Source organism: Streptomyces kaniharaensis (assembly GCF_009569385.1).
In the GTDB taxonomy this organism is placed as follows: domain Bacteria; phylum Actinomycetota; class Actinomycetes; order Streptomycetales; family Streptomycetaceae; genus Kitasatospora; species Kitasatospora kaniharaensis.
The window spans coordinates 4,186,294-4,198,715 of record NZ_WBOF01000001.1; the positions used below are offsets into that span (position 1 = coordinate 4,186,294).

Annotated in this window: 11 protein-coding genes; all 11 read left to right on the forward strand. The window is 72.9% G+C overall.

Annotated features, from left to right (window positions below):
• The first annotated feature begins 127 nt into the window (after window positions 1-127).
• The 11 genes from F7Q99_RS18810 (at window position 128) to F7Q99_RS18860 (ending at window position 12,295) form a co-directional block, all read left to right on the forward strand.
• Window positions 128-895, forward strand: coding sequence for an SDR family oxidoreductase (locus F7Q99_RS18810; RefSeq protein WP_153462958.1), 768 nt, complete (start codon window positions 128-130; stop codon window positions 893-895).
• A 270-nt stretch (window positions 896-1,165) separates the two neighbouring features.
• Window positions 1,166-2,842, forward strand: coding sequence for an ATP-binding protein (locus F7Q99_RS18815; RefSeq protein WP_230210257.1), 1,677 nt, complete (start codon window positions 1,166-1,168; stop codon window positions 2,840-2,842).
• Entirely contained in the window at window positions 2,839-3,282 is a 444-nt protein-coding gene (locus F7Q99_RS18820) for a roadblock/LC7 domain-containing protein (protein WP_153462960.1), read from the forward strand. The genes F7Q99_RS18815 and F7Q99_RS18820 overlap by 4 nt, the downstream gene beginning before the upstream one ends.
• The gene (locus F7Q99_RS18825; protein ID WP_153462962.1) at window positions 3,279-3,647 is read left to right on the forward strand and encodes a DUF742 domain-containing protein; all 369 of its coding nucleotides are present in this window, start codon (window positions 3,279-3,281) and stop codon (window positions 3,645-3,647) included. Before F7Q99_RS18820 ends, F7Q99_RS18825 begins: the two co-directional genes overlap by 4 nt.
• A complete protein-coding gene (locus tag F7Q99_RS18830; RefSeq protein WP_153462964.1) occupies window positions 3,628-4,311 on the forward strand; it encodes a GTP-binding protein in 684 nt (227 codons plus the stop codon). Before F7Q99_RS18825 ends, F7Q99_RS18830 begins: the two co-directional genes overlap by 20 nt.
• A complete protein-coding gene (locus F7Q99_RS18835) occupies window positions 4,308-5,552 on the forward strand; it encodes a cytochrome P450 (RefSeq protein WP_326846850.1) in 1,245 nt (414 codons plus the stop codon). Before F7Q99_RS18830 ends, F7Q99_RS18835 begins: the two co-directional genes overlap by 4 nt.
• A gap of 36 nt (window positions 5,553-5,588) precedes the next feature.
• Window positions 5,589-6,803: a cytochrome P450 family protein gene (locus tag F7Q99_RS18840; RefSeq protein WP_153462966.1), complete on the forward strand. Its 1,215-nt coding sequence runs from the start codon at window positions 5,589-5,591 to the stop codon at window positions 6,801-6,803.
• A gap of 256 nt (window positions 6,804-7,059) precedes the next feature.
• Complete coding sequence (locus F7Q99_RS18845; protein WP_230210258.1) at window positions 7,060-8,448, forward strand: ABC transporter substrate-binding protein; 1,389 nt, start codon at window positions 7,060-7,062, stop codon at window positions 8,446-8,448.
• A gap of 135 nt (window positions 8,449-8,583) precedes the next feature.
• On the forward strand, window positions 8,584-9,606 hold the full coding sequence (locus tag F7Q99_RS18850; RefSeq protein ID WP_153462970.1) for a carbohydrate ABC transporter permease: 1,023 nt from the start codon (window positions 8,584-8,586) through the stop codon (window positions 9,604-9,606).
• Window positions 9,603-10,535: a carbohydrate ABC transporter permease gene (locus F7Q99_RS18855; RefSeq protein WP_153462972.1), complete on the forward strand. Its 933-nt coding sequence runs from the start codon at window positions 9,603-9,605 to the stop codon at window positions 10,533-10,535. The genes F7Q99_RS18850 and F7Q99_RS18855 overlap by 4 nt, the downstream gene beginning before the upstream one ends.
• A gap of 182 nt (window positions 10,536-10,717) precedes the next feature.
• Window positions 10,718-12,295 (forward strand): DUF4153 domain-containing protein, encoded by a 1,578-nt coding sequence (locus F7Q99_RS18860; protein ID WP_153462974.1) that lies wholly within the window; start codon window positions 10,718-10,720, stop codon window positions 12,293-12,295.
• Window positions 12,296-12,422 lie beyond the last annotated feature (127 nt).

Consider the following 12,422-nt stretch of genomic DNA (forward strand, 5'->3'; position numbering starts at 1 on the left):
CCTGAGGCGGGGCGAGGACTTCACGGTCCTCGCCCCGCCTTTCGCGTTCCCGGGGTGCCGATGTCACAGGTGGGGGTGGTGGGCGGTCCAGGGGGTGTACGGCTTCTTCGAGAGGAGTGGAGTGGTGATGACGGGGACGGTGCTGGTGACCGGGGCCACGGGGACGTTGGGGCGCGAGGTGGTGCGGCTGTTGGTCGCGCGGGGGGTGCCGGTGCGGGGGTTGAGCCGGCGGGAGCGGAGTGGTGGGGACGGGGTCGCGTGGGTGGTCGGGGATCTGGTGACCGGAGAAGGCCTCGGGGCGGCGGTGGCCGGGGTGGAGGTGGTGATCGACTGCGCGACCTCGACGGGGAAAAAGGACCTGGTCGGGGTGAAGAATCTGGTGGAGGCCGCGGAACGGGCGGGGGTGCGGCATCTGGTGTACGTGTCGATCGTCGGGGTGGACCGGGTGCCGATCCCGTACTACCGCACGAAGGACGCGTGCGAGCGGGTGGTCCGGAAGTCGGGGCTGGGGTGGACGGTGCTGCGGGCGACGCAGTTCCACGATCTGCTGCTGACGATCTTCGGTGTCTCGGCGAAGCTGCCGGTGTTCCCTGTGCTGTCCGGGGTGCGGTTCCAGCCGGTGGACGCGCCGGAGGTCGCGGAGCACCTGGTGGAGCTCGCCGGGGGAGCGCCCGCAGGGTACGCGCCGGAGGTCGGCGGGCCGCGGGTGCGGACCTACCGGGAACTGGCGGAGGCGTATCTACGGGCGGCGGGCCGACGGCGGATGCTGGTGCCGGTGAGGTTGCCGGGGGCGGCGGTCCGGGCGCTGCGGGCGGGCGGGAACCTCACGCCGGAGCGGGCGGTGGGGCGGGGGACCTTCGAGGAGGCCTTGGCGGAGCGCTTCGGCGACCGGTGATGTCCACCAGGGCTGGACGGACCTGAAGGGCGTCCGACAGTGCGTCGGGGGCGTCGCCAATCGGTGTGTGCCATGTGAATGAACAAGATTGACCGTCAACTGGTTGGTTGAGGCCAATGTCTGAATCGATATGATCGGCCGAAAGCGTGAACCGTTCAGCCGCCCGGAGACGTTTCACGACGTCGCCGGGCGGTCCCGTATGTGACCGAACCACCGTCGGCGGCTTCCACCGCCGTCGGCCGCCGCCCGCCGTTGTCGAGGACCGCACCGATGAGAGAAGCCACCAGCCCCGACGGCGGTCAGCGCCGACGGCCCGCGCTGCGCACCGGCGCCCTGACGGCCGCGGCCGTCCTGCTGGCGGTGGCCGCCGCCCCGGTCGGGATCAGCCGGGCGCTGGACGCACGCCAGCCGATGACCGCCGTCGCCGTCGGCGCGGTCACCGTCCTCTGGCTGATCGCGGTCGGCCTCGCGGCGGGCGGCACCGAGCGCTCCCGCCGGCTGGCCGAGGACCTCGCCGCGAAGCAGGAGGAGTCGACGATGGCGCTGGTCGTGGCCGGCGCCGCGCGACAGGCCGAGACGGCGGCCAAGAAGCGCGCCGCCGCCGCCGAGACCGAGCGGGACGCGGCGCAGGCCGAGCTGGCCCGGCTGCGCGCCGAGCTCGACGACGAGCGGGCCGAGTCCGCGGCCGTCCGGGCGGCGGTCGAGGCCGGGCGCGCCGAGCTGGACCGGCTCGCCGACGACGTCCTGCCCGAGGTGGTGAAGAAGCTGCGCGGCGGCGCCACCGTGGACAGCGCGCTGGCCGCCCACCGTACGCACCCCCAGCGCGCGCTGCTGCGCGCCGTCGCGGAGGAGGTCGGCCGGGGCGAACGGCTGCGGGCCGCCGCGCTCGCGGTGTGCGCGACCGCCGCCGGGCGCGTACAGGCGCTGGCCACGAGCATGCACGCCGAGCTGCGCGAGATGCAGCACCGGGACGACGAGGAGGTCCTCGGCGACCTGCTGCGGCTGGACCACTCGACCGCCCAGGCGGGCCGGATGGCCGACAGCATCGCGGTGCTCACCGGCGCCCGGTCGGGCCGTCGCTGGGCCAAACCGATCGCGGTGGAGTCGGTGCTGCGCGGTGCGCTCGGCCGGATCGGCGCCTACCAGCGGGTGCGGTTGCACAACGCGAGCACGGCGGCGGTCGCCGGGTTCGCCGCCGAGGGCGTGATGCACGCGCTGGCCGAACTGCTGGACAACGCCACCAACTTCTCCGCCCCGCCGGCCGAGGTGCACGTCTACGTCGAGGAGGTGTCGGCCGGGCTGGCGATCACCGTCGAGGACAGCGGGCTGGGGCTGGGCGACAGTTGGCTGCGCCGGGCCGAACGGGCCGTCTCCGCCGAGCCCCTGGACCTCACCACGCTCTCGGCCGGGACGCGGCTGGGCCTCGCGGTGGTCGGCGTGCTGGCGCGCAAGCACGGGCTGCAGATCTCGTTCCGGCCGTCGGCGCGCGGGGGCACGGGGGTGGTGATGCTGATTCCGCAGCAGCTGATCACGCACGCCACTCCGGCGCCGACCCCGGTTGAGACGCCCGTTGCGGAGACGGCGCGCCCCGCGCTCACCTCCGCACGCCCGGCGCCCGCCCCGCTGCCGTCCGCGCCCTCCGCCCCGGCGGTCCCGGCACCGGCCGCGCCCTTTGTCCCCGCCCCAGCCCCAGTCCCCGCGTCCGCCCGGGTCACCGACAGCGGCCTGCCGCAGCGCCGCCGCGGGCAGACGCTCACCGCCGCCACCCCGGCGGCGGTGCCGACCGCGAAGCCCGTCCGCTCCGACTCGCCGAGCACCGCCGCAGCCCGCTTCGGCGCCTTCCGCCGGGCCGCCCAGCAGGCAGCAACCTCCGCGGAACCCGCCCCGACCACGGACACCGACACCACACCCGACGCTTCCCCCGTCACCGAGAAGGACTCCCGATGAGCAGCGCCACCGACCGTGACCTCGACTGGCTGTTGGAGAACCTGCTGGCCGCCACCCCCGGCACCCGGCACGCCCTGGTGCTCTCCGCCGACGGCCTCAAGCTCTGCCACACCGCCGGCCTCGGCACCGACCAGGCCGACCAGCTGGCCGCCATCGCCTCCGGCCTGCAGAGCCTGGCGCACGGAGCCTCGATCGAGTTTGGCGACGGCAGCGGTGGCGTCCGGCAGTCGATGACCGAGTTCCACGGCGGCATCCTGTGCATCGTGGCGGCCGGCGAGGGCGCGCACCTGGCCGTGGTGACGGACGACGACGCGGACGTCGGCGTGGTCGGCCACAACATGCACGGCCTGATCGAGCAGATCGGCGTCCACCTCAGTGCTCCGGCCCGAGGTGAGGCCGAGGACACGGACGCGTCGCCGCAAGAGAGCGCCCGGGCATGAACGCCGGGCCGGTCCTGCCGGGTCGGGACGACGACCCGGACCGCCTCTACACGATCACCCGGGGCCGCAGCCGCTCCCCGGAGAACGCCTTCGACCTGGTCACCCTGCTCGTCGCCGAGCGGGAGCCGGCGCCGGGCATGCAGTCGGAGCACGTCCGCATCCTGCGGATGTGCGAAGCCCCGACCGCCGTCGTGGAGGTCGCCGCGGAACTGGCGCTGCCGGTCTCGGTGGTGAAGATCCTGCTCGGCGATCTGCTGGAGACCGGGGCGATCACCGCCCGCCACCCCCGGTTCGCGCCGACCAAGGCCCGGTTGCCCGATCTCGACACGCTGAAGCAGGTGCTGCATGGCCTCCAACGGCTCTGATCTCCCGCCCGCCGCCGGGCGCACCCCGCTGCGGGCGACCGCCGACAACGCGCTGAAGATCGTCGTGGTCGGCGGCTTCGGGGTGGGCAAGACCACCCTGGTCGGCTCGGTGAGCGAGATCCGTCCGCTGAACACCGAGGAGGTCATGACCAAGGCGGGGGAGGGCATCGACCCGGCCGGCGCCTGGGGCAAGCGCTCCACCACGGTCGCGTTCGACTTCGGTCGCATCACGCTCTCCGAAAGCCAGGTGCTGTACCTGTTCGGCGCGCCCGGTCAGGAACGTTTCTGGTTCCTCTGGGACCGCCTGTTCAGCGGCGCGCTCGGCGCGGTCGTCCTGGTGGACACCCGCCGGCTGGAGGACTCCTGGTACGCCATCGACCGGCTGGAGCACCACGGCACCCCGTTCATCGTGGCCCGCAACAACTTCGGCGAGCCGACGCACACGCTGGACCAGGTCCGCGAGGCCCTCGACCTGTCCGCCGAGGTGCCGCTGGTGGACTGCGACGCCCGGGACCGGGAGTCCGGCAAGCGGGTGCTGATCGAGCTGGTCCGGCACCTGACCGCCCTCGCGGAGGCCGAAGCCGCCGCCCTCCCCGAGGCCCGAACGGCCCCCGAGGCGCCGCAGGCCCCCGTGACCCTGGAGTACGAGGAGAGCACCCCGTGACCGAGCCCGCCGTCACCCCGCCCCCGGGCTGCCCGGCGCACGCCGCCGCCACTCCGCTGTACGGGCCGCGCTTCCAGACCGACCCGGCCCAGCTCTACCGCGAGCTGCGCGCCGCCCACGGCCCGGTCGCGCCGGTCGAGCTGGCCGGCGGCGTCCCCGCCTGGCTGGTCATCGGCTACCGCGAACTCCAGCTCGTGACCGGCCAGCCGCAGCTGTTCGGCCGCGACTCCAGCCGCTGGCGCCTGTGGGACTCCGTGCCCGCCGACTGGCCGCTGAAGCCGATGATGGCCCCCGTGCCGTCGATGCTGTACACCGAGGGCGAGGAGCACGTCCGCCGTTCCCGGGCGGTCACCGACGCGCTGGCCGGCATCGACCCGTACGAGCTGCGCAAGCACGGCGAGGAGATCGCCGACCGGCTGATCGACGGGTTCGCCGGGCGCGGCGAGGCCGATCTGGTGGCCGAGTACGCCCACCTGATGCCGCTGCTGGTGCTCTGCCGGGTGCTCGGTCTGGACGAGGAGCGGGCGCCGGAGCTGGTCGACGCGGTGCTCAGCATGCTGGACGGCGGCCCGGGCGCGCCGGCCTCGGCCCAGCGGCTGCTGGAGCTGATGCTCGACGTGGTCCGGTCGAAGGCCGAGTACCCGGGCGAGGACGTGGCCTCGCGGATGCTGGCCCACCCGGCGGGTCTCGACCACGACGAGATCATGCGCGACCTGCGGGTGCTGCTGATCTCCGGCCACCAGCCGTGCTCGTACTGGATCTCCAACGCGCTGCGGCTGATGCTCACCGACGAGCGGTTCTCCGCCTCGCTCGCCGGGGGCCGGCGCAGTGTCGGCCAGGCGCTCAACGAGGCGCTCTGGGAGGACACTCCGGTCCAGATCTTCGCCGGCCGCTGGGCCACCCGGGACACCCAGCTCGGCGGCCAGCGGATCGCCGCCGGGGACATGGTCCTGCTGGGCTTCGCCGGGGCGAACGGTGACCCGCTGGTGCGCCGCCCGGACGGCCGTCCGGCCGAGGGCAACCGGGCGCACATGAGCTACTCGTACGGCGAGCACGGCTGCCCGTTCCCCGCCCAGGAGGCGGCTGAGGTGATCGCCACCACCGCGATCGAGGTGCTGCTGGACCGCCTGCCGGACCTGCGGCTCGCGGTGGCCGAGCACGCGCTGGTGTGGCGGCCGTCGGCCTGGGTGCGCGGGCTGGTGGCGTTGCCCGTCTCGTTCACCCCGGGCCTGTCGGCCTGACGTCCCCGGATCCCGCCGCACGAAGGAGAGTTGCCGATGACCGCTGCTCCGGCCCCGATCGCCCTCGACCCGCTGGCCCGCGACAACGCCGCCGAGGGCGCCCTGCTGCGCGCCGCCGGCCCGGCGGTGCCGGTGGAGCTGCCCGGCGGGGTCGCGGCGTGGGCGGTGACCCGGCACGCGGCCGCGCGCGATCTGCTCACCGACGCGCGGCTGGTGAAGGACCCCGCGCACTGGGCGGCCTACCGGCGCGGGGAGATCCCGAAGACCTGGCCGCTGATCGGCCTGGCGGTGCCCGGCCCGAGCATGGTGACCACGGACGGCGCCGAGCACCGCCGGCTGCGCGCCCTGGTGGCGCAGGCGTTCACCCCGCGCCGGGTCGAGCTGATGCGCCCGCGCGTCGAGGAGATCACCCACCGGCTGCTGGACGCGCTGGCCGCGGGCGAGCCGGTGGTGGACCTGAAGACGGCGTTCGCCTTCCCGCTGCCGATGACGGTGATCTGCTCCCTGCTGGGCGTGCCGGAGTCGGACCACGACGTGCTGCGCGACCTGTACGAGCGGTTCTTCGGCATCAAGCCCGACCCGGCGGGCATCCAGGCGACCATCGCCGGCCTGAACACCCTCGTCAACGACCTGGTGGCGCAGCGCCGTTCGGCGCCCGGTGAGGATCTGGCGAGCGTGCTGCTGGCGGCCGACACCGAGGGCGGGGCGCTGACCGACGCGGAGGCCGGGGCCACCCTGCGGGTGATCATCGCGGCGGGGCACGAGACCACGGTGAACCTGATCGGCAACGCCGTCCGGGCGCTGCTGGCCCACCCGGACCAGTTGCAGCTGGTGCGGTCGGGGAAGGTGTCCTGGGACGCGGTGGTGGAGGAGTCGCTCCGCTGGACCCCGCCGACCAGCAACTTCCTGTTCCGTTTCGCCGCGGAGGACATCCCGGTCGGCGACACGGTGATCCCCAGGGGCGAGCCGGTGCTGATCTCTTACAACGCGATCGGGCGGGACCCGGCGCAGCACGGGGTCACGGCGGAACTGTTCGACATCACCCGGGACCCGACCCGCCACCTGTCCTTCGGGCACGGCCCGCACGTCTGCCCGGGGTCGCCGCTGGCCCGGCTGGAGGCGGGGATCGCGCTGCCGGCGCTGTTCGAGCGGTTCCCGGGGCTGTCGCTGGCGGTGCCGGACTCGGAGCTGCGGCCGAGCCCGTCCCTGGTGGTCAACAGTCTGCGGGAGCTGCCGGTCCGGCTCTACTGACGGTCGGTCAATTCGCTGGCCCCTGTTCGCGTCGGGCGGGGGCCGGTGGCGTGCTCGGTGGACATTCCGGGTGTGCGGGGGTTACGGCCAGGACACTGGCCGATGAAGGTCGAACGGGGACCTTGGCGGCGACCGGCGGCTGGGTTACCGTCGTCGGATCGGCCCGCCGTCCATGCCCGATGACAGTCCATCTCCGGCACAGCGCAATGTCGTTCAGTCCACAGCCCGGCAGTACGCCATGGCGAGGAGGACCACATTGACCCTCAACCCAACCGTGTCGTCCAGAAGTTCCCGCCGCCGCCTGATCGCCGTGCCCGCGCTGCTGGCGGCGCTGGCGCTGACCGCGGCCTGCTCGAACAGCTCCGGCGGTTCGGGCGACGGCGGGGGCGGCGGAGGTCAGTCGCTGTCCGGTGACTGCGCCAAGTACCAGCCGTACGCCGGACATTCGGGAACCACGGTGACGATGTTCGCCTCGATCCTGAGCCCGGAGTCGGACAACCTGGAGAAGTCCTGGGCGGAGTTCAGCAGGTGCACCGGCATCAGGATCAGCTACGAGGGCTCGAACGACTTCGAGTCGCAGCTGCCGGTCCGGGTGGCCGGCGGCAACACCCCGGATTTCGCGATCATCCCGCAGCCGGGCCTGCTGGCGCAGATGGTGAAGAGCGGCAAGGTCGTGAAGCCGCCGGCCGGGACGGTCGCCAACCAGGACCGGTGGAGCCCGGTCTGGAAGACCTACGGCTCGGTCAACGGCACCTTCTACGCGGCCCCGATGAGCGCCAACATGAAGTCGCTGGTCTGGTACTCGCCGAAGTCCTTCAAGGCGGCCGGCTACGAGGTGCCGAAGACCTGGGCCGACCTGATGGCGCTCAGCGAGCGGATCGCCAGGGCGGGCGCCGCCAAGCCGTGGTGCGGCGGCATCGCCTCCGGTACGGCCACCGGCTGGCCGGCCACCGACTGGCTGGAGGAGGTGGTGCTGGGCACGTACGGCGGCGAGGTGTACGACCAGTGGGTCGGCCACCGGGTGAAGTTCTCCGACGAGAAGATCACCACGGCGATGAGGACCGTCGCCGACTGGATGCAGAACCCGGCCTGGGTGAACGGCGGTTACGGCGACGTCAAGTCGATCGCCACCACCACCTTCCAGGACGCCGGCGCGCCGCTCCTCACCGGCAAGTGCCTCATGCTCCAGCAGGCGTCCTTCTACAAGGCGCAGTGGCCCAAGGACACCAGGATCGGCCCGGACGGCGACATCTTCGCCTTCCACCTGCCCGCGGTGAACCCGGCCATCCCCAGCCCGGTCGAGGGCGGCGGCGAGTTCCTGACCGCGTTCGCGAGCCGGCCCGAGGTGCAGGCGGTGCAGAACTACCTCTCCAGCTCGGAGTGGGCGAGCAGCCGGGTGAGGACCGCGACCGGCTGGGTCTCGGCCAACCAGGGCGTGGACAAGAGCCTGTACACGGACCCGATCGACAGGCTGTCGGCGGACGCGCTGACCGACCCGGGCGCGACCTTCCGCTTCGACGCCTCCGACATGATGCCGGCCGCGGTCGGCTCCGGGCAGGAGTGGAAGTCGCTGACCGCCTGGTTCGCCGAGGGCCAGTCGATCCAGAAGACCGCCGCCGACATCGACGCCGCCTGGCCGCAGTAGCCGCCCCGGCTGCTGTAACCGCGGTAGCCGCCGGGCCGACCAGGCGCCACCAGGGCCACCTGTCGAGGGCGGTGCGGGGCCACCCACCCGCACCGCCCGCCCCCTTCCCACCGCCACCAGGAGGGACGCACAGCCATGTCCGTACCCGACACCCCGTCTTCGGCCGCCGCGCTCGCCGGCGGCGCGTGGGGCGACGCGGTGATCAAGTTCGGCAATAGCTTCGGGGCCGTCGCGGGCTTCCTCGCCATCCTGCTGCTGGTCTTCTTCGTGGCCGGCCGCGCCCGGGGCCGCCTGGCCCGCCCGCTCGCCATCGCCGTGTTCCTCGGCCCGGCCGTGCTGCTGCTCCTGGTCGGCCTGGTCGTGCCGCTGCTGCGCACCGTCTATCTGAGCCTGCGGAACGACGACGGCACCCGCTTCGTCGGCGGCGAGAACTACGGCTGGGCCTTCACCACCGAATCGGTGCAGGAGGTGCTGGTCAACACGCTGCTCTGGCTGGTGATCGCGCCGCTGGCGGCCACCGGCCTGGGCCTGGTGCTGGCGCTGCTGGTGGACCGGATGCGCGGCCAGGCGGTGTACAAGTCACTGATCTTCATGCCGATGGCGATCTCGCTGGTCGGCGCCTCGATCATCTTCAAGTTCGTCTACGAGTCGCGCGGGCCGGGCCAGTCGCAGATCGGCCTGCTCAGCCAGCTGGCCGTCGCGCTGGGCTGGGACGATCCGCCGAACTGGATGCTCTCCCAGCCGCTGAACACCTTCCTGCTGATGGCGGTCATGGTCTGGGTGCAGACGGGCTTCGCGATGGTGGTGCTGTCGGCGGCGATCAAGGCGATCCCGGACGAGGTGACCGAGGCGGCCCGGCTGGACGGCGCCGGCGGGGTGCGGCTGTTCTGGTACGTCACCGTGCCGATGATCCGCACGACGGTGGTGGTGGTGCTGACCACCGTCATGATCACCACGCTGAAGGCCTTCGACATCGTCCGCACCATGACCGGCGGCAACTTCGGCACGCAGGTGCTGGCCAACGAGATGTACTCGCAGTCCTTCGTGCAGTTCAACACCGGGCGGGGCGGCGCGCTCGCGGTGATCCTCTTCCTCGCGGTGCTGCCGCTGGTGGCCTACAACATCGTCCAGCTGCGGAAGGAGCGTGGGGTCCGATGAGCGTGCCGACCACCGGGAGCGCGCGCCAGGGCAACCCCGTCCGGAAGGCGTTCAGCAGCCCGCTCGCCTCGGTCTTCGTGATCGCGGTGACCGTGCTGTGGACGATCCCGACCCTGGGCCTGCTGGTGACGTCGCTGCGGCCCAAGCAGGACGTGACGGCGGACGGCTGGTGGAACGCCTTCCTGCACCCGGACCTCGGCCTCGGCAACTACCACACGGTGCTGTTCGAGGGCGGCTCCGGCGTCTCCACCGGCCTGATGCCGTTCCTGGTCAACTCGCTGGCGATCAGCATCCCCGCGACCCTGTTCCCGCTGGTGCTGGCGGCGATGGCGGCGTACGGGCTGGCCTGGGTGAAGTTCCGGGGCAGCGACACGGTGTTCTTCGTGGTGTTCGCGCTCCAGGTGGTGCCGATCCAGATGGCGCTGATCCCGCTGCTGCGGCTGTTCTCCGGCGGCGCGCACCTGGGCTCGTTGACGCTGATCCCGCCGGTGGACCTGAAGGGCAGCTACGCGCCGGTCTGGCTGGCGCACACGATGTTCGCGCTGCCGCTGGCGGTGTTCCTGCTGCACAACTTCATCGCCCAGCTGCCGCGCGACCTGATGGAGGCGGCGGTGGTGGACGGCGCCTCGCACTTCAAGATCTTCCGTTCGATCGTGCTGCCGCTGTGCACCCCGGCGCTGGCGTCGTTCGCGATCTTCCAGTTCCTGTGGGTCTGGAACGACCTGCTGGTGGCGCTGACCTTCGCCGGCGGCACGCCCGAGGTGGCGCCGATGACGGTCCGGCTGGCGCAGCTGGCCGGGTCGTTCGGCGGGCGCTGGGAGCTGCTCACGGCGGGGGCGTTCCTGTCGATCGTCGTCCCGCTGATCGTCTTCTTCAGCCTGCAGCGGTACTTCGTGCGGGGGCTGCTGGCCGGGTCGGTGAAGGGCTGACGGCGCCGGGGGCGGCACAGAGCAGCACAGAGCACAGTGACCAGGAACTGAACCTGTTCAGAACAAAGTTTTGAACAGGTTCAGAATGGTCTACAGTCGGTTGCAGTCGCAGCGCCCCGCGCTTGCCGGCGGACTGCCCCAAGGGCGGCTTCCGCATGCCCACCGACCACAGAGGGGGACTCATGTCCGGCCTGTCCAGCTCCGCCCCGGCCGATCCGCCATCCGTACCCGGCCCGTACCGGACACAGGGCGTACCCTCGCCCTCGCCCTTCTCGTGGCTGCGGCCCAGCGATCCCGACGGCAAGGCCGGCGCCACCCCCCGGATCGTCCTCGCGGCGCTGCTCGCCGGACTCCTGACGGCCTGGCTGCTGGGCGACGGCGTCGGCGTCAACCTGCTCATCTGCGGGGCTACCGCGGCCTTCGCGGCCGGTCTCGCCGCCCGCGCGGCGGGCCGCCGGATCCGGCCCTGGCCAGTCCTGTGGAGCGCGCTCGCGCTGGCCCTGCTCGCCGTACCGGCCCTGTGGGAGGCGGGCTGGCCGGTGGTGCTCTCAACGGCCTGGGCGCTGGCCCTGGCCTCGCTCGCCCTGCACGGGGGCCGCCGCTGGCCCGGCGTCCTGCTCGCCCTGCCGGGCATCCTCTGGCAGCTCGGGCCGGGTGTGCTCTGGGCCCTGGACGGCCTGCACGGGCGCAGCCTGCCCGGCCGGGGCCGGATCGTGCCGGTGCTCAGGGCGGTCGCGGTCGCCGCCGTCCTGCTGACCGTGTTCGGCTGGCTGTTCGCCAGCGCCGACGCCGCCATGGCGGACGTCCTGAACAGCCTGAGCCCCCGCGTGGACCTCGACCGGCTTCCGGTGCGCGCCATCCTCTTCGCGGTCGGGCTGCTCACCGCGCTCGGCTTCGCGCACGTCGCCGCCGGCCCGCGCCGCTGGGACCGTACGGTCGTCCGGCCCGGCCGGGCCCGCGGCCGGCTGGAGTGGGCGCTGCCGCTGGTCGCGCTCGACCTGATGTTCGGCGCCTTCGCGGTGATCCAGGCCGTCGTGGTGCTCGGTGGCGCGGACGCCGTCCTGCGGAACACCGGGATGAGCCGCTCCGAGTACGCCCGGCAGGGCTTCTGGCAGCTGTCCGTGATCACGGTGCTGACCCTGGTCGTGGTGGCGGTCGCCAAGCGCTGGGCCCCGCGCGCCACCCCCGCCGACCGCCGCGTGGCGCGAATCCTGCTCGGCACGCTCTGCGTGCTCGCCCTGGTCGTGGTCGTCTCGGCGCTCGTCCGGATGTGGTTCTACGTGGACGCCTCCGGGCTCACCCGGCTGCGGCTCTGGGTGCTCGTCGTCGAGATCTGGCTCGGCGTCGTGTTCGCCCTACTGATCACCGCCGGGCTGACCCCCACTGCCGGCTGGCTGCCGCGTGTCGTGGTGCTCAGCGCCGCGCTCACCGCGGCGGTGTACGGGCTGATGGGGCCGGACGCGATGATCGCCGAGCAGAACGTCGCCCGCTTCGAGCGCACGCACCGGATCGACCTGCGCAACGTCCGTGACCTCTCGCCGGACGCCGTCCCCGCCCTGGACCGGCTGCCGGACGTCCAACGGACGTGCGCGCTCCAGCTGATCCGCACCGACCTGGAGCGCCACTCCGAGCCCTGGTACGCGACCAGCCGTTCTGCCGCCCGGGCCCGGGAGATCCTGGCCGCGCGTCCGCTGGCCGACAGCGGCGGCGGGGGCAGGAACGCCTGCGAGCAGGCGGGGCTGGACCTGACGTTGTTCTGACTGCCGGTGAATGAACGGGGCCGGGCCGGCCGGGAGCGTACTGCTCCCGGCCGGCCCGCTTCTTTCCCGGGTAGGTCAGCTTTCCCGGGTAGGTCAGCTTTCCCGGGTAGGTCAGTGCCCTTCCGGG